The organism is Dyadobacter arcticus, from assembly GCF_011762185.1.
Classification (GTDB): domain Bacteria; phylum Bacteroidota; class Bacteroidia; order Cytophagales; family Spirosomataceae; genus Dyadobacter; species Dyadobacter arcticus.
In genome coordinates this window covers 965991-988456 of record NZ_JAASQJ010000001.1, presented here as the reverse complement: position 1 = coordinate 988456, position 22466 = coordinate 965991, and the positions used below count along the sequence as shown (strand labels likewise).

Below are 22466 nucleotides of genomic sequence, written 5' to 3'. Positions count from 1 at the left end.
GTAATGGAATTCGACGAATATTTGATACAAAAAAAGATAGACGCCCAAGCGTTCAAAAAAGCTGATGCGCCGCGTTTTTTGGAATGGGAAGGATTGTTTCTAACCATGCATCCGGAAAGCTTCACTGCTCATAAGAAATTCCTGATCAACGAAATCCGCAGGAGATATCACTTGAAAGAGGCGTAGGATTTATCCTTTCATATCCGCCATTAGTTTCATCAAAATTCCAACTGTTTTTTCGGTTTGCTCTTTGCTTGGAGTAGTATCCCAATTTCCGACGATTCCGTTGCTTCCAATGTAAATACCATCTTTGCGGGAAATAAAGTTAGCGCCCTGGGTGTAAAGCTTATAGTTGATGTCACTTTGCGGGATCAGGCAGGATAGCTGACCCGAAACTGGTGTTAGTTCCTGGTCATTGAACACCGGTTTAGCGCCCAGGCCCATGCAGTTAACGATCACTTTTTCGGGCAATGCATCGATATCTTCCAATTTCTTAATTTCCTGAATCTTCACCTTTCCCCCAAACATGGTGAAATCCTGTAAATGATGTCTCAGGTAAGTCGGAATATTGAACATAATGTTCGACCTTCTGGTGACGTGGGCTGCATTGAAAGGATGTTCTTTCGCTTCGAGTTTAATGCGTTCAGGAATCAGGCCTTCTATTTCAAAATCCTCTCCGCCTGCTCCCGGCGTATAAACCGGAGTTTCTTTAAAAACCCCAAATTCTTCTGCCCAGCAGGCAATGTCGTTCATGCCCAGTAGGAATTGAAAACGCCTGAATGAAAACCGCGTCGCTTCCTCCCAAATTGCCTTAAATTCGGGCTTTGCTATTGCTTTGTCGCAAACCCGCGATGCAGGCGACCAGGTACCCGTGGCAAGATTACTGGTAATGTTTGGCGGGACATCTTTTGTATAGATCGTTACTTCGCATCCACTTTCCTGCAATAATCTGGCTGTTGCAATGCCGACGGTTCCACAACCCAACAGAGCGATTTTCTTTTCCCCTGTTTTCAAAACATTATTCCTGGCAATGTTACCGGTTCCCCACGAAAGCGACCAGCCACTTCCACCATGACCATAATTATGCACAATTGTTTTGCTTCCCATTTGCTCCACATCCAGTCTCGGGCCCGAGGCACGGAATGGCCGTAAACCCACCGTTTCTTTGACAATCCGGTCCATCGAAAGCCTTAATTTCGGAATCTGATGATATCCACGACTGATATGGAAATGCTTGTCAGGATATTGCAGCTGGGTTTTAGGTACACATGATGTTGCTATGGCACCCAGGGCAACACTTGCCGGAATTGCTTTTTCGAAGAAATTTCTACGGTTCATTAAGTTGGTTGGAGAAAAGAATGGTTCAATCGAAAATTACTTAGGAAGATTAATGTTTGCAAATTTTATACTGCCTCAATGCAATGTCTCAAAACAATATTTCAAAATTTAGCTATAAATACAATTTTTGCCTTTCATTATACTATTTCATGATATTAAGTTAAAATAGCGCTTTTACTTAAAGGTCAAAAAATATTGCTATGTTAGAATGCAGTAGCCGCCATACTCACCAAATCCTTTTATGCCCTTTCCCCGATGAATATAAATGTAATAGATACTGGTTTTTTCAAACTCGATGGCGGCGCAATGTTCGGCGTTGTACCCAAATCCCTTTGGAACAAACAAAACCCGGCAGACGAGAAAAACCTTTGCAGCTGGGCTATGCGTTGTTTGCTCATTCAAGATGGGGATAAGCTGATTCTCATTGATACGGGGATGGGGAACAAGCAGGATGCCAAATTCTTTGGGCATTATGACCTGCATGGCGACGCCACGTTACTATCTTCAATAAGTCAAAAAGGATTTGAACCTGAGGACATTACGGATGTTATACTCACGCATTTGCACTTCGATCATGTGGGTGGCGCTGTTCAATTTAACCGGGACGGCAGCCAGTTGAACCCCACTTTTCCAAATGCTACCTATTGGTCCAATGAAGCGCATTGGAATTGGGCAGAGAATCCCAATCCAAGAGAAAAAGCTTCTTTCCTCAAAGAAAATATCAATCCGATCCGGGAGTCAGGCCAGTTGAAATTTGTTGCAAAAGGATCTTCTCCATTCGACAACATTGAATTTATTTTCGTCAATGGCCATACAGAGCAAATGATGCTGCCCGTCATCAGCTACAAAGGCAAAAAGATAATATATGCCGCCGATCTGATTCCTTCATCATTTCATATTCCAATTCCCTGGATTATGAGTTATGACATGCGTCCTCTGCAAACTATGGTTGAAAAACAAGAGGTGCTTCAAAATGCCGCAAACGAAGGGCACATTTTGTTTTTTGAACATGATCCGATTTGCGAAGCAGCATTGGTCGAAAACACTGAGAAAGGCGTGAGGATCAAATTACAAGGAGATTTCAATGAAGTTATTTAAGATCACTGAATGAAAATAGGTTTGGTTTTGTCCGGAGGTGGTGCGCGCGGGATTGCACACATTGGCGTGATCCAAGCATTACAGGAACGGGGCGTTGCGATTGATCGGATCAGCGCAACAAGTTCGGGTGCATTTGTCGGCGCAATGGTCGCCTATGGATATACGCCTGAGGAAATTCTCAATAAAATCGTTGAAACGAAATTTTATCCCTATATCAGGCCAGGCTTTGGCGGAAACGGACTTTTACAAATACGGCGCATTGAAGACATTCTTTGCAAATACATTCCAGAAAATACTTTCGAATGTTTAAGGATACCACTGGTAATCAATGCGACTGATATCATCTTAGGAGAAGAAGTTTTGTTCAAAAATGGAGAACTGGCTTTGCCGCTGCTGGCCTCATGCTGCATCCCCGGACTTTTTAGCCCAATCCGGTTACAAGATCGCGACTTGGTTGATGGTGGGGTGTTGAACAACCTTCCGGTCGAAAACATTTCCAATGAAGTCGACTACATTATTGGCAGTCATTGCAATCCATTCAACCTTGATAAACCATTAAAAAAAACCACTGAAATCATATATCGCAGCCTGATCCTGGCAATGCACGGCAAAACAAGGGAAAGATTTAAAAAATGCAACCTTCTGATTGAGCCGCCTGAGCTCAGCCAGTTTAGCATTTTCGACTTTCGGAAGGCCAGACAGCTTTACGAGGTTGGATATAACTATACTACTAATATGCTGGATCATACACTGATTTAACTGTCTTGACTAGGTTAGCTATTTTTTATTCAAAGTCCCAATCACCCAATTCCCAATCTCTATTCCCTGCTTCTGACCATTCTCAATGGCATCCATAAAGTGGATGCCACCATAAAAACGTGACATGCCCGATTCCTGAGCGGCTGCCAGGAACGATTTAAACTTTCGCGGTTTGAGATTGAACCGTTCTTCGACTGTATCAGTATAGACGAAATTATCTCCAAAATAGTGGGTTAAAATAACAGCAGAGGTCGAAGATATTACGGAATGCCCGCTGAGGTATTCGGGAAACGGTGGGGTTTGTAAAAACGGTTTCCAGGTCGGATCAATGTATTTGCGGATAGCCGTTTCCGGGCGAATCCGGTTACTTCGGTATTTTTCGTCCCAGCAAGCCATAAAACTGTCCATTAATCCGATGGCGACAGAGGTGTTTATTAGTAGCGTCCTGGCAAAATCAGTTTTTCCCTGCTTACAGGCAATCGCTGTGATTCCCATCCAATGTGCACCGGGAGATATCTTTTTCATTCCGACCAATAGATGTCCCTTATTCTCCAATGCAAAAGGATTACAATCCCAAAAAGCAGCCATAACGCGATGTTCCGGTTCCTTTTTATCATCATAATTCTGTTTCATCAACTTGAAAAAACCCGAAGTTTTATCTTCCGAAAAAGCAACGGGCGGTGCTACCTGGAACTGAGATGACGAGTCCAACGTAAATGGTCTAACCGTTTTAAAATATGGCTCGACAGGCGGAAAGTAGCCCGGAGGTGTAGGGTACCAAGCTCCCGGCGTGCCTTTTGGCTCGTATCGGGGGAAGTTGCTGATGCGGTTGTACTTATCTGCTTTTGCATATTTCAGAATCTGCTTACTGATCTCCAAAGCATATTCCTGTGAACCTACAATCACCTCATCACTAAACCCGATTGTACGACATGAATCGATCAGCCTATCCTGGTATTTCTGCAAAAGCGAGCCCGAGGGCTGCATTTTCTTCGCGGTTTCCAGCATGGCCAGTGCGGAGGTCAATTGAATGGAGTAATCAGTAATTTCAGGTTTTGAAATCACCGGAAAATCATTCAGGATACCATTCATGCTTTTATAAGCAGAATCATTTTGTGCTATTACCTCATAACCTGCTAAACAAGCATACGCAAAAAAACGGGCACTCAACGGCGGGTTGGTGACATCATGCACCATCACATCCGTCATTTGGAGGGTAACTTGCCCGATCGTTTCAGGACTGACTTTATTATCTTTTGGAGTCTTTTTGCAACCCGTAAACGTAAAAATGACCGCGATTACAAAAAGAACGTTAGCGAACTTTACCAATTTGATATGCTTTAACTTCCTGCTGATTAATTCCAAATAACAGTTTATCACCAATAGGCACAACACTTCTCACATCTCCTTTCAATCCGAATCCTGATGTGTTCTGATTTATATAATTAAACTGCCCTTTTCCATTTCCTTTCAATAAAACCCCATAATTGGCGTCATATTTACCAAATCTTAACCGCGCCTTGCTTACATTTCCACACAAAAGCAAATCCTTATTCCCGTCAGAATCATAATCGAGCGATGTAATCGTATAAACGGGAGATACCTGGGCTTGTAATGGCAATTGCTTTTCGACAAACTTACCGCTGCCACTTCTCTCAAAATAAGCCGTTTTAAGATAGTTTGCTTTCAATTCTTTGGCACCGCTTAATTCTTCTGAGGTAAATATTTCCTTTACGGAAGCATCTGCATAACTTTTATAATCCTGAAACCTGGTACGCATAATGCTCATCTGATCCAGCATTTCGTCACGAGTAACATACGGATAGCTCTTGCCCTGAATGTAGAAACTCATAATCGGATCGATTGAACCATTATCATCAAAGTCCTTGTAAATCATTTCAACAGGCTCATTGTCACTGGCTTTGCATTGGGTATTTAATCCCATATTGCCGATGATCAGATCAGTTTTACCATCTCCATTCAAATCCTCCGCCAGTATTTTGTTCCACCAGCCATTAAAAGGTTTGTCAAAGTAATCGGTCGTTTTATTTTCAAGCTTCCCATTCACATTGATCATTACTGTAATTGGCATCCATTCGCCCACAATGATAAGGTCAGCCTTACTATCCTTGTTCAGATCTGTCCAGGCGGCATCGGTAACCAGACCAATCTCCGCAATTTGCGGAGCCAGCTTTGAAGTCTGATCCGAAAAATTTCCTTTTCCATCATTAATAAGTATGTAGCTTCTGGGCGTTTCCGGATATCTGCCTGGAATAACCCGCCCGCCCACAAATAAATCTGGCTTCTGATCCCCATTTACATCCGAAACCCGCACGCAGCTTGTACTAGTCAACATTTTAGGTAATGCATTGGCACTTTTGATCAAATTGCCCTTCCCGTCATTCAAATAAAGTCGGCTTTGCAAAAGCGGATCCTCCGGCAAAAAATTAGCATATCCGCCGCTGCAAACGAAAAGATCCTGACTGCCATCGCCATTCGCGTCAAAAAATAGGGCGTCTGTATCCTCACATTGCTTATCCGCTTCAAATGCAACAACCGGCTTATTCGAAAAAGAGCCATTCTTTTGCTGGATATAAAGTTTTGCTGCTGCTCCTGAACCTCCGCCGACGAATACATCATCAAGTCCGTCACCATTAATATCCCCTTTTTTGAAACAAGGACCTGAAAAGGAAATGGGATTGATGAGTAGCGGTTGTCGTTTGAAATCATTTGTCCGGATAGCCGGACTATTAAATGCAATGGGTGATTTAATTGCTGTGAACACCGAAGGCGATACATTGACTTTTGCGTTTCCCCGACTTGCGTTTTGCTCGGCTAATAAGATCTGCTGGTTTGATTTGGGACTAATCATTTTTTGCTTTTTACCACTGAGCCATGTAATTGACAAAGAATCGATCACATTTTCCTTCCCCAAGCCAAAATGCAGTATCGGAGAAACGCTTGACTGATATCCGCGTGTCGGCATTTGTTCCAGATATTGTTTCAAACCGTTTCTGTAAATGGTAACCTTCGCTCCAATGCCAAATTTATTATTCCCCTCTCCTTCCAGCTTCACTTTCAGAAAATTGTTCTTTAAAAGCTTTTCCCCATCATTTTGATAGATAAAAGCAGGCTTGTTGATGTTGTTGACAATCAGATCAAGGTCTCCGTCATTATCGAGATCGGCATAGGCTGCGCCACCGCTATTTGAAATTTCTCCCAATCCCCATCCATCCGCTACATTGCTGAATGTAAGGTTTCTTTTGTTTTGAAAAAGATAATTTTTCATGTTGGATGACGGCATCTTATACACCAGTTCCAACACATCTTCCCGCTTTACCTGCCCCTCAATCCGCTTTAAATGATCACCCATGAATTTGACAAAATCCAGGTTGGTATAATCCCGAAGATTGCCGTTGGTAATAAAAAGGTCTTTCCAGCCATCATTATCATAGTCTGCAAAAAGCGTCGCCCAGCTCCAGTCGGTATTGGAAACACCTGCCAGCTGACCAATTTCAGAAAAAACCGGTGTTTTCGAACCTTTGCCGATTCCTTCATTCAATTGCAGCATATTCCTGACATATTGATGGTGAAAACCTATTTTTACATTGAACTCGAACAATTCATAATTGTCCAGTCCTGCCAGCAATTTTTGTCGTCGATTGTCTTCCGGCAACATATCCAGTGTGAAAATGTCAGGCAGACCATCATTATTGAAATCAGCAATGTCATTTCCCATTGAAAAATGGGAGGTATGTCCCATTCCCTTATCCAGGGCGTCCGTAAATGTGCCGTTTTGGTTGTTTATATATAAAAAATCCGGAACGGAATAATCATTGGAGATGTACATATCCTGCCAGCCGTCCTGGTTCACATCCGCTATACCAATTCCCAGCCCATAGGTAAGCGGTGAACTTTGAATGCCTGCTTTTTGCGTAATATCTGTAAAAACAGGATCACCCGAGCCTTTCATTTCATTCTTGAAAAGCCTCACGCCGGTGACAGGGTCATCCTTTGAAAGCAGATCTGCAGTGCTGGCCTCATCCAGGATAGGTAATGCCTTCGGATTGTGGTTAAGAAGAAACATGTCGAGGTCTCCGTCCCTATCAAAATCAAAAAAAGCTGCCTGTGTACTGTTACTTGGATTTGCAAGACCGTATTTTTCGGCTAGCTCTTCAAACTGAGGTACTCCGCCGGCATTATTTCCCTTGTTAATAAATAACTGGTTTTTAAGACTTGCAGCGGACACATTGCCGGAGTAACACACATAAATATCCAATTTTCCATCCCCATTCACATCCGCCATGGTCACACCCGTTTTCCAGGGTTTTTCACGTCCGCCTACTGCTGCAATTGTGGTAATATCCTCAAACAACATCTTTCCCTTGTTCAGGTAAAGCCTATTAGAAACCATATTGCCCGTGAAGTAGATATCATCCAGCCCGTCCCCATTGACGTCACCTGCTGCTACCCCGCCGCCATTATAGAAATATTCGTACATCAGGACATTGGTATTCAACCCTTCCGTAAGCGTATTGGCAAAATCTATATTAGTTTGTTCCGGAGATAATAGCGTAAAAAGCGGTGGCCCCCCGTTACTTTTCTTCTCATCCTCCTTCTTGTCATTTTTATTACAACTGATGAATAACAAAAAAATGACCAAAACTATATTTCCTGTTACCCAGGGTTTCATTCGCTTCATATAAAAGCACGAAAATTAAAATGCGATAGAAAAAAGAAACTATGCCTTCTTAGCGAAGACATAGTTTCAGTAAAATTAACCATTAAATGACAACTATTTGTCGTAGCCTGGGTTTTGAAGCAGCTTCGCGTTCCGGTTGATTTCGTCGCGGCTGAACGGACGGAAGTACATTTTGTCCACCCACGTACGGTTTTCATGTGATTTCTCTTCCACCGGAGTGTAAGTGTAATCGTAGATTGTGGTATCATACCTATACGGCTCCTTCAATGACTTGCCCGGTTTGAATTTACCAATCACATTGATGTATTGTAAAGGCCTTCCAAGGGTTTCCTTAGCCACCATCCAGCGACGAGCATCGTGATAACGTTGTTCCTCGTAAGCCATTTCGATACGCTTTTCATGACGGTAAGCTTCCTTCAAAGCGGCCCCGGTAACTTTCAATGCCGGCATACCTGCCCGAAAGCGGATCTTGTTAAGCCATTCAAGCGCAACTGCTTCCTGACCTAATTCAATGCTCGCCTCAACATAGTTGAACACAACTTCGGTAACCCGAAGGAAAGGCCAAGGAATGTTCTGACGGTCCGTATTATCGTAAAGCGAAGGGTTTGGATCGATGAACTTGCGCATGTAGTAACCAGTACGGCTACCATTCCAGTCTTCAATGGAACTGCTGCGGGTATCAAGTCCTTTGCGGTTGATCAGCGCCCCTTTGTCGTCCAGAAGATCATATGCTCCGGTTTGGATTTGGTTTGCTGGATCCTTCGCATCGGAAGGACGCGGTTTCCATGGAGCCCCGTCATACATAATCGTTGCGTAGAAGCGAGGATCACGGTTTACATACGGATTTGCTTTGTGCACTGGGTTTGTCCATGAAAACGGAGTTCCGTCCATCATTTCGTAATCGTCAACCAATGTTCCGATCGGCGTATTACCGGCCCAGTTATGGTATCCATTAGGGCCATTATTCAAGCCGGTCTGACGTGCACCTTCTCCAAGACTTGCGGTAAAATATTTCGCAAAAATCAGTTCATTTGCTCCGCTCGGATCAAGTGCTTTATCCGCACTTGCACCCGCCATAGCGATCGAAAGGTAATTTGACTGGCCATCAGCTTTGGAAGCAGGGGCGGTCAAATTTAACTTGTAGCCACCGTTACTTGCGTCCAAAGCAGCTTTTGCGGCGGCTTGGGCAGCTGTCCAGCGTGCGGCCCGGTCTCCTGTCAAATAACCCAGGAATTCAGGATTTGCATAACCAGAAATTACCGTAGATTTCGCTTTTGCCGTTGGAATGTCGTGCAGATCACTTGCCGCATAAAGCAGAATACGTGATTTTAGCGCCAATGCAGCTATTTTGGTTGCACGTCCTTTCACAGCTGCCTTTCCTTCCAGTAACAGAGCTGCACTATCAAGGTCACTAACCATTGATTTGATATTCTCATCATACGTATTGCGTGGTATCGAATAGTCTTCGTTCAGCGCATAAACCTTTTTGATCAGGGGCACCGCGCCATAGTAGCGAACCAACTGCTGATAGTAATAGGCCCTCATGTAATATGCTTCCCCTTTCAGGCGGTCTTTCAGCACTGCATCGGCAAATGTGGCCGTACCTAACTTTTCAATAGCAAGGTTTGCTGCACGGATACGCGTAAACATAGGGCCCCAGCCGTAAGTGTCATCAACCCAACCCAGATTGGAAGGGCTCAAACTGCCTTCGTTGATTGTGTTGATATTCCTTCCGGTATGGGTAAATACGGACTCATCAGTAAGTGAGGCAAGCATTTGCTCAGAAAACCCGCCTTGCTGCAATCCAGCGTAGATACCTGTAACAAAACCCTCTGCAAGTGCTCCGTCTGCCCACACCGCATCACCCGGAATTTCGGTAGGCGGCGTGACATCCAGAAATTCAGTATCGCACGACGACAAGCCACCGGCAGTCACCAAAGCAATCAGGATTATACTTTTATATTTCAATTTCATATTTTTTAGTCGTTAAAATGCTACACGTAAACCAGCATTGATGATTCTTGCCTGTGGGTAATACTGCCCGCTTGTGTTAGTAGATTCCGGATCCCAAACTTTGATTTTGTCAAAGGTGAAGAGGTTCAGTCCATTCACATACAGGCGGAATTTGCTCAAACCTATTTTCGATCCAATTTCCGACGGTAGATTATAGCCTAGCTCGATATTCTTAACACGTAGATAGTTATTGCTTTTCAGGAAGTAATCATTAATACCAGCTTGTCCTGTATTGGTGTAATATCTGTTGTTACGGTTTGTCAAACGTGGGTATTTATCAGTAGGGTTGTCGATTGTCCAGCGGTGATCAAAATCATATTTCAGATAGTTACCAATATCGCCGGATTCTGTCAGACCTATTAGCTGAAGTCCGCCCAACGTTCCCTGGAATAAAACAGAGAGGTCAAATGCTTTGTAGCCAAGGTTGATAGACGCACCGCCGGTAAAATATGGGCGTTGTACTTTTTCAGTACGTGTACGGTCATCTGCGCTGATTTTGCTATCATTATTGATATCCTTGAACTTCATATCACCTGGTCTCAGGTTTCCTGTAATCGGCGAGTAATCGATTTTATTGGCATCAATTTCCGCTTGATCTCTGAACACACCGTCGAATTGGTACACAAGGAATGAGTTGAAAGGCATTCCGGTTGATCTCTGGTAAGAAGGAGCTCCCGGCGTTTCATCCCAGAATTTGATCTGGTTCTTAGCATAACCTCCATTCACGCTGACAGAATATCTGAAATCGTCAATGTTCCCATCGTAGCTCACTTTGAATTCCCAACCTTTATTCTGAAGTTTTCCAAGGTTTTGAGGAGGAAGTTTTCCGTCAATACCGGCAGATGAAGGTGTAGAACCCACTTTTGGGATCAGGATGTTTGACCTGTTATTGATAAAATAGTCAAATTCGTATGAAAGTTTGTCGTTCAGCAATGTACCCTCAATACCGAAGTTGGAGTTGTTCGCAACCTCCCAGGTAAATGCCTTATTGGCGACACGCGATTCAAGCAAAGTTTTAGCAACCTGATCATTGATAACGTAGCTACCAAAGCCCATGGTGGACAGGTATTGGTATTCGGCTAATGTTTCAGTGTTCAGGAAGTAAGGCTCAGCACCCATTTGTCCCCATGAAGCACGCACTTTTACGTTGTTCATGAAACGGATATTGTTCTTCCAGAAATCTTCTTCCGATACACGCCATCCCGCAGATACCCCAGGGAAAAACCCAAAACGGCCTTCCTTCGGGAATACATAAGATCCATCTACACGCCACAGGAACTCAGCAAGATATTTTTCTTTGAAGTTGTAGCCTGCACGTCCGAAGTAGCTCAAACGGGCCCTTCTGAACAAATCGAAGTTGTTAATATTTTGTTCTAATGCATTACCTGCAAAAAGTTGGTCAACAACCGGAGAAATGTAATACCTGCGGAAAGCATTGAAACCGTCGCCATCGACTTTTTCACGCTGAACACCAGCCATTACATTGAAATTGTGCGCTCCGATCGATTTTTCGTAAGAAACCTGTCCGGTTAACTGAATTGACAATTCCTGTGAGGCACTTTCAGTCAAACGTGGATCTTTGAATGTTGAACGAACGGTTCCGGTCAACAAAGGGCTAACGCCATCAGCCTCGAAAGTCTTTTTATCCCAGAAAAACAAAGTCCAGGGAGTTTCGAAGTTTTTCTGCCGACGGTGTTGCTTATCCAGGGCGGCCATTACATTGACTTTCAAACCGGGAACGCCTGGAATCTGAATTTCCAAACCTCCATTTGTTTGAATATAGTCTCTCCTGTCTCTTTCATAACCAGTTGTACCTGTCGTGATAACGGCGGGGTTCTGACCATTTTCAATGTCAGGACCCGCTTTTCCGTTTGGCCATATTGCAATTTCAGTAGGTTTACCACGCATCAGCATTCGGAAGATCGGACCCGCATCATTGCCACCACTTGGAAAATTGCGATCTTCTTCACGCAATGTAAGACCCAAGTTTGCGGTAATGTATTTGTTGATCTTTGTATCAAGGTTGATACGCATATCATACTGCTTATAAGCAGTTGCCGTGTTTTTATAGTAGCCTTCCTGATTAATATAACCCAGGGAAGCCAGGTATTTAATGTTTTCACTACCCCCCGTCAGCTGAACATTATGGCGTTGTTGCGGCGCCCATTTACGGATCACTGAACCGTACCAGTCAGTATTAGGGTAAAGCAATGGTGAAGAACCATCCCTGAATTTCTGCAAATCTTCTGGTTTGAAAACTGCATTGATCACGTTTCCGTTGTCCTTTCTGGTGTAGCTGCCAGTGCTATTAAAACCTGCCAATGCGCCGTTCCACTCACCAACAGGAAGGTTGTCGTAGATCTGCAGTTCATTACGGATGGTAGCATATTCAGAGGCATTGGACATTTCAGGCGTACGGGTTGGCTGTGACGCCCCGAAATTCATATCATAGGAAAGTTGTGGTTTTCCTGTTTTTCCACGTTTGGTGGTGATCAGGATTACACCATTACCTGCACGTGAACCATAAATGGCAGCAGCAGCATCTTTCAATACAGAGATACTTTCAATGTCGGCAGGATTGATACGGTCCAAACCACCACTTCTGTTTGGTACGCCATCCACAACGATCAGCGCATTGCTGTTACCCAATGAGTTAGTACCACGAATACGAATCGCCGAACCATCATTTCCAGGTTCCCCACTCGCCTGAACGGCAGAAATACCAGGCAAGCGACCACCCAATGTATTGGAAAGGTTCGCCGCAGGCGCTTTTTCTAGTTCAGTACCTTTAACAGCTGCAACCGAGCCGGTCAAGGTCGCTTTCTTTGCTGTACCATAACCTACAACGATTACCTCACTTAAAGCCTTTGTGTCAGAAACCAGTGCGATGTCGAGGACATTTCTGTTGCCCACTTCCAGTTCCTGGGTTAGGTATCCGATAAATGAAAATACAAGTGTGCTGCTCTTCTCCGCATTTACAGAGTAAACACCTTCATTGTCTGTAACGGTACCCGCTGTGGTACCCTTCACAACGACGCTGACACCTGGCAGCGGTTGTCCTTGCTCATCCTTGATCTTGCCCTTAACAACATTCTGCGCATGTGAAATCATGACAGTTGCCAGGATCAGACTAAGGGAAAAAATACCTCGCGCAGTGACACGGGATATCCATCCAGTAGAAATTCTCATAGATTAAAAATTAAAGTTAAATGAGTAATGGTAAAATTTTTGCTTAACTGTATAAGCACGGAACGTAGAGTCAGACATTGGCTTCATCCGATACAAGCCCGTCAAATAGTCAAAAAGATCTAGTTTGGAAAGTTTTTACATATAGTGTTTTTTAGGGGTTGAGTTACGTATCAATTTAAATCAGAGCGCGAAGGGTGTATATTTTACACAATTGGGTTTATTATGTTCACAAACTTGTAGGATAAGTCCCAAACCTATAGATATACTCACTTGATTGTACAAAAAGATATCAAATATTTTACAAATGAAAGGATTCTCGATTTATGAATATGTATTCTGAAAAAATAACAATAAGTAAGGCAATAAATAGGCTATTTTAGCCATTTAGTTACCTATAAGTTACATTAAATCAATGTTTAATGCATAATTCGTGGTGTAACCATTTCTTGCTTATCTTCGTTATTATTTGTCAAATAACCAGTCTGCGTTCACGGATGAAATTGCGTTTACTTACCTTTCTGCTGATACCAATTCTTTACGGTTGTAAAAAAGATCTTTCGCCGGGAGAATACAATTCCAAAGCTTCAGACCCCAAATTATTTCACGAAACCACTACGCAGTTAACAGACGTAATTATTCATGATATTTTCAAGCCACCGGTTGCCAGCCGGATCTACGGATACTCATTCTTAGCAGCGTATGAGGCCCTCGTACCAGGTTATCCAGAATATCAATCACTTGGAGAACAATTAGTTAAGTTTAAAAAGCCCCTGAAACCAGACTCTTCATTGGCTTACTGTTTTCCACTCGCAAGTATCAAGGCTTTCACCGTAGTAGCCCGCACTTTGACCTTTTCTGGAAACATGTGGGATGATTATGAAAAGGGTTTATTTGCCAAATATCAGGATATGGGAATACCGGAGGACGTGTACTTGCGATCGGTGGCTTATGGTGATTCAGTCGCAAAACATGTTCTCGGTTATGCTTCAAAAGACCATTATAAGGAAATTCGCGGTTATCGCTATACGGTGACAAATTCACCCGGTACCTGGGTGCCTACACCACCTGCTTACGCGGATGCCTGTGAGCCCATGTGGAATACGGTAAGACCCTTCGCGCTCGATTCTGTAACCCAATTCAGATGCCCGCCTCCTGCCAAATACGACCTTGATAAAGCCAGTCTTTTTATGAAACTGGCTATGGAAGTGTTTGATATCGGCAACAACCTCTCAGAAGATCAAAAGGCAACAGCATACTTTTGGGATGATAATGCTTTTGTGACCAATGTGGTGGGCCACGCTATGTTCGCCAATAAGAAAATGACTCCCGCGGGACACTGGCTTGCGATTATCAAAACGGTTACTACGGATAAAAAACTCAATTTAATGCAAGCGACAGAAGCATATACGTTAGGAGCTTTGTCCATATTTGACGCATTTGTGGCTTGCTGGGATGAAAAATACAGAACGGTCAGGATACGTCCTGAAACTGTTATCAACAACAATTGGGCTCCCGACTGGCGTCCTTTTCTGGAAACACCTGCATTTCCCGAATATGTAAGCGGGCACAGCTCAATTTCGGCGGCCTGCGGAACAGTGTTAACGCATTTAATGGGAAACAACATTGCCTTCACCGATACCACTGAAAAGAAATATGGGCATGGTGTGAAATCCTTCAAATCATTTGAAGAAGCCTATTGGGATGCTTCGATCAGCAGGGTTTACGGCGGCATCCATTACAGGGACGGCGTAACGGAAGGAACGCACCTGGGACAAAAAATTGGTAATAATGTATGGAATAAAGCAATTACCCGTAAGAACCGGAATGTGCTCGCCAAAAATTAGAAGTATCAGACGTGGTCGGAATTGTAGTGCAATCCTATATTTTCCCGTCTTGCCATCGCCATCTTAATGATCAGGTAAGAAACGGATATCATATTTCTCAGCTCGCAAATAGCAACCGAAACTTTGGATTCCCGATAAAGATCCTCGTGCTCCTGATGCAATAACTGCAAGCGGTCGTATGCTCTTTTCATCCGTCGGTCAGTGCGAACGATACCTACATAGTTGGACATTATAGCATTGAGTTCCCGGGTCATTTCCGTTACCAGTACTTGCTCTTCGGGATGTGTCGTTCCCGAATCATCCCATTCCGGTATATCATCCGGCGTGTTAGCTTCCTCGAAACTTGAAATCGTACTTTCATAAGCGCGGTGGCCAAATACGACTGCTTCGAGCAATGAATTGGAGGCCAGGCGATTGGAACCATGCAATCCGGTACAGGAACATTCGCCCGCAGAATACAGAAAATTGATATTCGTTTTACCCCATTCATTCACCTTGATCCCTCCGCACATATAATGCTGCGCTGGTACGACCGGAATCATATCCGTGCGAATGTCGACGCCCTGTTTGAGGCAATATTCCGTGATATTTGGAAAATGTTCTAGAAATTTCTCATAATCACAATGCCTCACATCAAGGTAAACATGATCTACCCCGTTTTTCTTCATTTCTGAGTCAATAGCGCGAGCTACAATGTCACGGGGAGCAAGCGACAGCCGGTCATCATAGTTTTCCATGAACGTGCTTCCATCCGCACGTTTCAGGATGCCGCCAAATCCCCTTACTGCTTCTGAAATCAGGAACGAAGGCTTTTGCCCGGGCTGATAAAAACTGGTAGGGTGGAATTGGATGAATTCCATGTTATCGCAGATGCCCTTTGCACGGTACGCCATCGCAATACCATCGCCTGTGGCGATGGTTGGATTGGTTGTACTTTGATAAATATTGCCAATGCCGCCGGTTGCCAGCATGGTCGTTTTCGCAATGAATTTCTCTACTTCGCCCGTCTGCCTGTTCAAAACATATGCCCCAAAACACTTAATATCTTCCCGATAACGATAAACGGTTTCACCCAAATGATGCTGCGTAATAAGTTCAACCGCGTAATAATGTGTAAAAACCTGAATGCTCTTGTGCAAGTTAACTTCTTCCAGCAGCGCCCGCTCGATCTCGGCTCCGGTAATGTCCTTGAAATGCAGGATCCGGTGATCCGAATGACCGCCTTCTTTTGCAAGATCGTATTCCCCTCCGCTTTCCTTATCGAAGCGCGTTCCATAATCGATTAATTCCTGGATTCTTTCCGGTGCTTCACGGACCACTATTTCAACAATATTCCTTTTATTGACTTCATCACCTGCATCCATCGTATCCTGGATATGCTTTTCAAACGAATCTGATTCTGCCCAAACCACCGCAATTCCGCCTTGTGCGTATTTCGTATTCGTCTCGTCGGCCTGAACTTTTGTGATGACGGCAATAGAAACCGCTTGTTTCAGACCGTCAAAATGCCGGGCTAACTTGGCAGCGTAACTAAGTCCGGCGATCCCGGAGCCTATAATCAGGAAATCAAATTGGGGCATAAAGTCAGAAAATTATAATTGATGTCAGATCAGATCCCTTTGCTTAATTCAAGCATTCGTGCAACGGATTCATAAGCTTTAAGCCGGATATCTTCTGGCACAAATATCTCCGGCTGTTCGAAATAAAGGGCTTTATATACCTTTTCTAATGTATTCATTTTCATATACGGACATTCGGAACATGCGCAGGTATTGTTGTCAGAGCCAGGAGCAGGGATCAGCTTCTTGTCCGGAACAGATTGCTTCATCTTGTGCAGAATGCCTGCTTCTGTCGCGACAATAAACTTTTGGTGATCCGACTCTTTTACAAATCGCAGAAGGCCCGTGGTTGAACTCACAAAATCAGCCTGTTTTAGGATATCCTCTTTACATTCCGGATGCGCAATAAGCAACGCGTCCGGGTTTTCGTCACGAAGCGTTTTCAGTTTCTCGCGGGAAATATCAATGTGCACAATACACGCGCCATCCCACAAAACCATTTCTCTTCCCGTTTTATGCGCAACATATCTGCCCAGATTGGCATCAGGAGCAAAAATGATCTTCTGGTCCTTCGGAAGGCTTTCAACAATATGAAGTGCGTTGGATGATGTGCAAACAATATCTGTCAGTGCCTTAATTTCGGCAGAACAGTTAATATAGCTGATCACAATGTGATCGGGATATTGTGCTTTGAATGCAGCAAATTTATCGGCCGGTGCGGAGTCCGCAAGTGAGCAGCCTGCATTAAGGTCCGGGATGATCACCCTTTTATCGGGGCTTAGAATTTTGGCTGTTTCTCCCATGAAATGGACTCCACAAAAGATGATCATATCCGCTTCCGTGGCAGCAGCCTGCTGAGAAAGCCCCAGACTATCGCCAATGTAATCTGCCAAATCCTGAATTTCAGAATCCACATAATAGTGAGCGAGAATAACTGCGTTTTTCTCCTTTTTCAACCGGTTGATCTCAGCAACCAAATCAATATCTTCTGCAATCGCCTCGGTAACATATCCGTAGCGGTTTACCTGCGCTTCAATCGTTGTCATTATGGTGAATAATTGGCTTTTAATTGACCGTATAAATTTGCGACCCAGTGCCGAAATTACGATATTAAAACCAATGAAATTGAAAGAAAGTGCGGCGATACCGGCTAAAAGAAAGGCCGCCAGTTATATCCTGACGGCCCTTATATCATAGTCTATTTCTGAATTTTAAAAAATCCAGCGGAAGAATACGTAGAGGGTTCCTGACAAAACCATTGTTACAGGCAGGGTTAATACCCAGGCAATCACAATATTGCGGATTGTGCCTCCTTGTAAGTTTTTGATCCCCTTACTGGCAACCATGGATCCTGCAATACCAGACGACAGCACGTGTGTGGTACTCACTGGCAGACCCATATAAGAAGAAACTCCAATGGTGCTCGCTGCAACTAACTCAGCAGAAGCTCCCTGGGCATAAGTAAGGTGCTGTTTACCAATCTTCTCGCCAATTGTGACCACAATGCGCTTCCAACCTACCATCGTACCCAGGCCGAGAGAAAGGGATATCATCAGGATCACCCAGTCAGGCGCATAGTCGGTGTACCTGCGGATACCTGTTTCGCTTCCGGATTGCATTTTCAGGAGTGCTGTGTCGGTCGTATTGAGATTGGCTTGTCCATTATCAAGGATAGTTTTGGTATTTCGGCTGATCAGCAACAGAGAGCGGCGGGCATTCATACGCTGTTCCTGCGGGAGGCGATGGTTTGGCAGCGGATTACTAATCTGTGCATTCAGCGTAACAATTTCGTTTTTGATGGTATGAAGGTGCAAACGATCGGAGACGGATAAACGCGAAGAATCAATTCTGCTGATTGCCTGCTCTATACCGATCAGGTCGGATTTCATTTGAACCGGATCTTTGGTATTATCTATCGCAAAATGGCCGGGTACAATACTGATCAGGATCAACATAACCAACCCTACGCCCTTTTGTCCATCATTGCTACCATGGAAAAAACTGACCAGCGTGCAGGTGGTGATCAAAATAGCGCGAATCCACATAGGAGGCGGCTGATTTTTCTTAGGCTCACTAAATATAACATCACGTATCGGCTTAGCGAGCAGTTTCCGCAAAATGAACATGATGATGATTGCAAGGGCAAACCCAAAGATCGGGGATGATAGCAATGACATGAACAATTCTTCCGCTTTGGCCCAGTTAACCCCTGTACCTTGCGAATTTTCGGGCATGTAGGTGAATGCAAGCCCTACGCCAAGAATGGAACCAATCAATGTATGCGAACTCGAACTTGGCAATCCAAAATACCAGGTACCCAGGTTCCAGATAATCGCACTTAAAAGAAGCGCAAAAACCATTGCGGCGCTATGATAAACATTCTGGTCAATCAGAAGTTCGACGGGCAAAAGGTTTACGATACCCATGGCAACTGCAATACCGCCCAGAAACACACCGCAAAAATTCATAAAACCGGACCATATTACGGCGATATTTGGCTTTAATGAATTGGTATAAATAACCGTCGCAACTGCATTGGCCGTATCGTGAAAACCGTTAACAAACTCAAATGCGCAGGCCGCTAAAATACTAAAAGCGAGGAGGAGAAAAATGTCGGTTTCAAGACCAAACATAAATGAAGAAAGGTTTATTTATTGCGACGCAAAGCTACCTATTCTTGCTCGAAGGTATATTAACAAATTGTTAAGCAGTTAATCAAGCAGTTTCCTTATTCGCCAGCTGCCCGCAAGCTGCATCAATGTCTTTACCCCGGCTGCGGCGTACGTGTACCGAAACGCCTCTGTCTTCCAGAAAAGCTGCAAATTTATTAAGCCGGTCAGCTTCTGTGTTCTTAAAATCTGCTTCCGCAATGGGATTGTACTCAATAATGTTCACCCGGGCCGGAACACGCTTGCAGAACTGCCAGAGTTCTTTGGCGTCCTCCAATGTATCATTGAAATTGTTAAAAACGATGTATTCAAATGTAATCCGGTTGCCTGTTTTCTGATAGAAGTAATTCAATGCTTCGGCCAAGTTATCCAGTGAATTGGATTCATTGATTGGCATGATCTGGTTCCTTTTTGCATCGTTTGCCGCGTGCAGCGAAAGTGCAAGTCGAAAGCGGACTTCATCATCCCCCAGCTTTTTGATCATTTTGGCAATACCCGCCGTGGAGACGGTAATGCGCTTAGGCGACATATTCAGCCCTTCCGGGGAGGTTATGTGTTCTATGGATTTGAGTACATTGGAATAATTAAGCAGAGGTTCGCCCATTCCCATGTACACGATGTTGGTTAGCGGCGCCTTAAAACTTCCTTCTGCCTGACGAGCAATCGCGACCACCTGATCATATATTTCTCCGGCTTCCAGATTGCGTTTGCGGTCCATGTAGCCGGTAGCACAAAATTTACAGGTAAGCGAGCAACCTACCTGGCTGCTCACGCATGCAGTCATTCTGTCGGCTGCGGGTATCAGCACTCCTTCTACCAGGTTTCCGTCAAAAAGACGAAAAGCGGATTTGATAGTACCATCATTGCTTTGCTGCTGCTTGGCAACATCCATGGAGTGAATTACAAAGTGCTCGTCCATCAATTGGCGGGTTCCCAGGGACAAATTGGTCATTTCGGCAAATGAATTCGCCGATTTCTTCCAGATCCATTCATAGATCTGCTTGGCCCTGAAAGACTTCTCCCCATGATCGGCCATCCAGCTTTTGATCTGGCCGATATCCAGCTTCCGGATGTCCTGCTTATTTTGTATTTCGATCATTTTATTTTTTTGCCAAATACAGGTTGTACTTGACCCATTTTTCAGCAAAGGTACTGAAACTCAATAATGAAAGTTTAACCCTGCCTGGATTTTGAAAGTTCAATCATCCAGATATTCGCGCTTCCATTCACGGATCAGGTCTGTTCCTTTGGGCATCAGGGTTAATGCTTTTGTAATCACATTAGGTGCGACTGGAATAACCAGCGGATAAAGAAAGGTATCGTCAGTTCGGTAGGCGGGGATTTTGACACCAATCATATTTACCAGCCAGAAGAAGACACTGATACCAAATACCCAGGTAAAAATTCCCACTACTGCTCCGGCAAAACTATCGAATGTGCCTAAAATGGAGTACCTAAGCGTGCGCCGGATCGCGTAGCCAAATTGATTTAAAAGGAAAATAGTAGGAAAGAAAATGACGGAGAAGCCAATGTAAGGCAAGATCTTTTTGGCCATACCATCACTGAAATAGGGTGTAAGGATTTCCATCCCTAAACCAAGAAATTTGAACCCTAGGATCATGGCTACCACAAGGCCTGCGATTCCGATTATTTCTATCAGCAGTCCTTTGCGGTAGCCATGCAATGCGCCCCAAAGCAAGGGAATAAGGATGAGCACATCCAATAGCTTCATGCCAGCAAGCTCTTAACTAATGTGGAAACTACACGCCCATCTGCCTGCCCCGCCAATTCTTTGGTCGCAACTCCCATCACTTTTCCCATGTCGGAAGGTCCTGCGGCACCAACTCTTGAAATGATCTCCTGTAATTTAGCCTTGATTTCATCTTCGGTTAATTGCTTAGGAAGAAATTGCTCGATAATGGCCAATTCCGCTTCTTCCTTTTCAAGAAGATCAGGGCGGTTTTGTGCTTTATAAATGTCTGCCGATTCACGACGCTGTTTCGCCGCTTTGGTTAAAAGTTTGAGCTCGTCATCAGAAGTTAGCTCCCCGCTGCCTCCGCCTTTGGTCTCATCCAATAAAATAAGCGCTTTTATTGCGCGCAAAGCACGTAACGTATCCTGATCCTTGGCCCGCATGGCGTCCTTAATACCTGATTCGACCTGACTTTTAAGTGACATATGTTAATGTTGAATGACTCAATGAGTGAATGAGAGAATGAGAGAATGAGAGAATGAGAGAATTTTGAACGAGTGAATGTTAATGATTGAATTTTGAGTGCGTGTTAATGAGTGAATGAGTCCGCCGTGGAGCGGGAATATTGGTTCTTAGATGAATGAATTCTGAATGCTAATGTTAAATTTGCTCCTGAGCCTGCAAAGGTAAACGAATCACACAAAATACACACCGCAACACATTCACTCATTCACTCACTCCCGTTCCACGGCGGACTCATTCAATCATTCAATCACTCCCGTTCCACGGCGGACTCATTCAATCATTCAATCATTCACTCATTCACTCATTGAACCATGACCCGTCTAAGCGTCAACATTAATAAGATTGCTACCCTCCGAAATTCTCGGGGAGGCGATAATCCTAATGTCCTGAAAGTTGCGTTGGATTGCGAGCGGTTTGGGGCACAAGGCATAACGGTTCACCCGCGGCCTGATGAAAGGCATATCAGATATCAGGATGTGTTTGATCTGAAAGAAGTGGTAACCACCGAATTCAACATCGAGGGAAATCCGTCTGAGAAGAAATTCGTGGAGCTTGTACTTGCCAACAAACCTGATCAGGTAACGCTTGTTCCCGATGCTTTGCATGCGATCACGTCCAATGCTGGTTGGGATACGATTGGAAACAGAATTGAACTGACCGATTTGATCGCCGTATTCAAATCCGCCGGAATCCGGGTTTCAGTTTTCGTCGATCCTGATCCGCGCATGGTGGAGGGAGCAAAAATCTGCGGGGCCGACCGAGTTGAACTCTATACGGAACCTTACGCCGCCGGTTATTTTGAAAATCGCCAAAAAGCCGTGTTACCGTTTATCCATGCCGCCGACAAAGCGAAAGAAGTAGGTTTGGGGTTAAATGCCGGTCATGACCTGAGTCTGGATAACCTGCATTTTTTAAAACAAAGCATTCCCTGGCTGGATGAAGTTTCCATCGGCCACGCATTGATTTCTGATGCATTATATCTTGGATTGGAAAATACGGTCCAGATGTATCTGCGGGAATTGGAATTGTAACTCAGACTTACAAGGTCTTCAAGACCTGGCAAGTCTCGCCCCTTTT

At 44.2% G+C, this 22466-nt stretch carries 16 protein-coding genes; 5 read left to right on the top strand and 11 right to left on the bottom strand.

Going from position 1 to position 22466, the window contains the following annotated elements; genetic code table 11:
* Positions 1 to 3 precede the first annotated feature (3 nt).
* Positions 4 to 186: a hypothetical protein gene (locus FHS68_RS04205; RefSeq protein ID WP_167267500.1), complete on the top strand. Its 183-nt coding sequence runs from the start codon at positions 4 to 6 to the stop codon at positions 184 to 186.
* A 3-nt stretch (positions 187 to 189) separates the two neighbouring features.
* Here FHS68_RS04205 and FHS68_RS04200 read toward each other — a convergent pair whose 3' ends face one another.
* Positions 190 to 1338 carry an FAD-dependent oxidoreductase gene (locus tag FHS68_RS04200; RefSeq protein WP_167267498.1) on the bottom strand — a complete coding sequence of 383 codons (1149 nt, stop codon included), beginning with the start codon at positions 1336 to 1338 and terminating at the stop codon, positions 190 to 192.
* 255 nt (positions 1339 to 1593) lie between these two features.
* On the opposite strand from FHS68_RS04200, the gene FHS68_RS04195 reads away from it, so the two are divergent.
* Together FHS68_RS04195 and FHS68_RS04190 are read left to right on the top strand one after the other, a co-directional pair.
* Positions 1594 to 2436, top strand: coding sequence for an MBL fold metallo-hydrolase (locus FHS68_RS04195; protein ID WP_167267496.1), 843 nt, complete (start codon positions 1594 to 1596; stop codon positions 2434 to 2436).
* 9 nt (positions 2437 to 2445) lie between these two features.
* A complete protein-coding gene (locus tag FHS68_RS04190) occupies positions 2446 to 3195 on the top strand; it encodes a patatin-like phospholipase family protein (RefSeq protein ID WP_167267494.1) in 750 nt (249 codons plus the stop codon).
* 18 nt (positions 3196 to 3213) lie between these two features.
* Here FHS68_RS04190 and FHS68_RS04185 read toward each other — a convergent pair whose 3' ends face one another.
* From FHS68_RS04185 to FHS68_RS04170, 4 genes are all read right to left on the bottom strand, one after another.
* Positions 3214 to 4524 (bottom strand): vanadium-dependent haloperoxidase, encoded by a 1311-nt coding sequence (locus tag FHS68_RS04185; protein WP_229211760.1) that lies wholly within the window; start codon positions 4522 to 4524, stop codon positions 3214 to 3216.
* Positions 4508 to 7897, bottom strand: coding sequence for a VCBS repeat-containing protein (locus FHS68_RS04180; protein WP_167267492.1), 3390 nt, complete (start codon positions 7895 to 7897; stop codon positions 4508 to 4510). Before FHS68_RS04180 ends, FHS68_RS04185 begins: the two co-directional genes overlap by 17 nt.
* 93 nt (positions 7898 to 7990) lie before the next feature.
* Complete coding sequence (locus FHS68_RS04175) at positions 7991 to 9871, bottom strand: RagB/SusD family nutrient uptake outer membrane protein (RefSeq protein ID WP_167267490.1); 1881 nt, start codon at positions 9869 to 9871, stop codon at positions 7991 to 7993.
* A gap of 12 nt (positions 9872 to 9883) precedes the next feature.
* The gene (locus tag FHS68_RS04170) at positions 9884 to 13021 is read right to left on the bottom strand and encodes a SusC/RagA family TonB-linked outer membrane protein (protein ID WP_167268717.1); all 3138 of its coding nucleotides are present in this window, start codon (positions 13019 to 13021) and stop codon (positions 9884 to 9886) included.
* A 572-nt stretch (positions 13022 to 13593) separates the two neighbouring features.
* Between FHS68_RS04170 and FHS68_RS04165 the strand changes: the two genes are divergently transcribed.
* Positions 13594 to 14943, top strand: coding sequence for a vanadium-dependent haloperoxidase (locus FHS68_RS04165; RefSeq protein WP_167267488.1), 1350 nt, complete (start codon positions 13594 to 13596; stop codon positions 14941 to 14943).
* 5 nt (positions 14944 to 14948) lie between these two features.
* On the opposite strand, the gene nadB is transcribed toward FHS68_RS04165, so the two are convergent.
* The 6 genes from nadB to FHS68_RS04135 form a co-directional block, all read right to left on the bottom strand.
* On the bottom strand, positions 14949 to 16523 hold the full coding sequence (gene nadB, locus FHS68_RS04160) for an L-aspartate oxidase (RefSeq protein ID WP_167267486.1): 1575 nt from the start codon (positions 16521 to 16523) through the stop codon (positions 14949 to 14951).
* Positions 16524 to 16552: 29 nt separating this feature from the next.
* Positions 16553 to 17548: a quinolinate synthase NadA gene (gene nadA, locus FHS68_RS04155; protein ID WP_167267483.1), complete on the bottom strand. Its 996-nt coding sequence runs from the start codon at positions 17546 to 17548 to the stop codon at positions 16553 to 16555.
* Between the two features lie 165 nt (positions 17549 to 17713).
* On the bottom strand, positions 17714 to 19135 hold the full coding sequence (locus tag FHS68_RS04150) for an inorganic phosphate transporter (protein WP_167267482.1): 1422 nt from the start codon (positions 19133 to 19135) through the stop codon (positions 17714 to 17716).
* An 82-nt stretch (positions 19136 to 19217) separates the two neighbouring features.
* Positions 19218 to 20270 carry a dual-specificity RNA methyltransferase RlmN gene (gene rlmN, locus FHS68_RS04145; protein ID WP_167267480.1) on the bottom strand — a complete coding sequence of 351 codons (1053 nt, stop codon included), beginning with the start codon at positions 20268 to 20270 and terminating at the stop codon, positions 19218 to 19220.
* Between the two features lie 99 nt (positions 20271 to 20369).
* Complete coding sequence (locus FHS68_RS04140) at positions 20370 to 20903, bottom strand: CvpA family protein (RefSeq protein ID WP_167267478.1); 534 nt, start codon at positions 20901 to 20903, stop codon at positions 20370 to 20372.
* Complete coding sequence (locus tag FHS68_RS04135; protein WP_167267476.1) at positions 20900 to 21349, bottom strand: GatB/YqeY domain-containing protein; 450 nt, start codon at positions 21347 to 21349, stop codon at positions 20900 to 20902. Before FHS68_RS04135 ends, FHS68_RS04140 begins: the two co-directional genes overlap by 4 nt.
* Positions 21350 to 21700: 351 nt before the next feature.
* On the opposite strand from FHS68_RS04135, the gene FHS68_RS04130 reads away from it, so the two are divergent.
* On the top strand, positions 21701 to 22420 hold the full coding sequence (locus FHS68_RS04130; protein ID WP_167267474.1) for a pyridoxine 5'-phosphate synthase: 720 nt from the start codon (positions 21701 to 21703) through the stop codon (positions 22418 to 22420).
* Positions 22421 to 22466 lie beyond the last annotated feature (46 nt).

What these genes read in the sequence shown, in the direction of transcription:
- FHS68_RS04170 (WP_167268717.1), bottom strand. Translation starts at nt 13,021, where the DNA reads ATGATTTCACATGCGCAGAATGTTGTTAAGGGCAAGATCAAGGATGAG.
- FHS68_RS04200 (WP_167267498.1), bottom strand. Translation starts at nt 1,338, where the DNA reads ATGAACCGTAGAAATTTCTTCGAAAAAGCAATTCCGGCAAGTGTTGCC.
- FHS68_RS04175 (WP_167267490.1), bottom strand. Translation starts at nt 9,871, where the DNA reads ATGAAATTGAAATATAAAAGTATAATCCTGATTGCTTTGGTGACTGCC.
- FHS68_RS04205 (WP_167267500.1), top strand. Translation starts at nt 4, where the DNA reads ATGGAATTCGACGAATATTTGATACAAAAAAAGATAGACGCCCAAGCG.
- rlmN (WP_167267480.1), bottom strand. Translation starts at nt 20,270, where the DNA reads ATGATCGAAATACAAAATAAGCAGGACATCCGGAAGCTGGATATCGGC.
- FHS68_RS04135 (WP_167267476.1), bottom strand. Translation starts at nt 21,349, where the DNA reads ATGTCACTTAAAAGTCAGGTCGAATCAGGTATTAAGGACGCCATGCGG.
- FHS68_RS04140 (WP_167267478.1), bottom strand. Translation starts at nt 20,903, where the DNA reads ATGAAGCTATTGGATGTGCTCATCCTTATTCCCTTGCTTTGGGGCGCA.
- nadB (WP_167267486.1), bottom strand. Translation starts at nt 16,523, where the DNA reads ATGCCCCAATTTGATTTCCTGATTATAGGCTCCGGGATCGCCGGACTT.
- FHS68_RS04150 (WP_167267482.1), bottom strand. Translation starts at nt 19,135, where the DNA reads ATGTTTGGTCTTGAAACCGACATTTTTCTCCTCCTCGCTTTTAGTATT.
- FHS68_RS04130 (WP_167267474.1), top strand. Translation starts at nt 21,701, where the DNA reads ATGACCCGTCTAAGCGTCAACATTAATAAGATTGCTACCCTCCGAAAT.
- nadA (WP_167267483.1), bottom strand. Translation starts at nt 17,548, where the DNA reads ATGACAACGATTGAAGCGCAGGTAAACCGCTACGGATATGTTACCGAG.
- FHS68_RS04190 (WP_167267494.1), top strand. Translation starts at nt 2,446, where the DNA reads ATGAAAATAGGTTTGGTTTTGTCCGGAGGTGGTGCGCGCGGGATTGCA.
- FHS68_RS04165 (WP_167267488.1), top strand. Translation starts at nt 13,594, where the DNA reads ATGAAATTGCGTTTACTTACCTTTCTGCTGATACCAATTCTTTACGGT.
- FHS68_RS04180 (WP_167267492.1), bottom strand. Translation starts at nt 7,897, where the DNA reads ATGAAGCGAATGAAACCCTGGGTAACAGGAAATATAGTTTTGGTCATT.
- FHS68_RS04195 (WP_167267496.1), top strand. Translation starts at nt 1,594, where the DNA reads ATGAATATAAATGTAATAGATACTGGTTTTTTCAAACTCGATGGCGGC.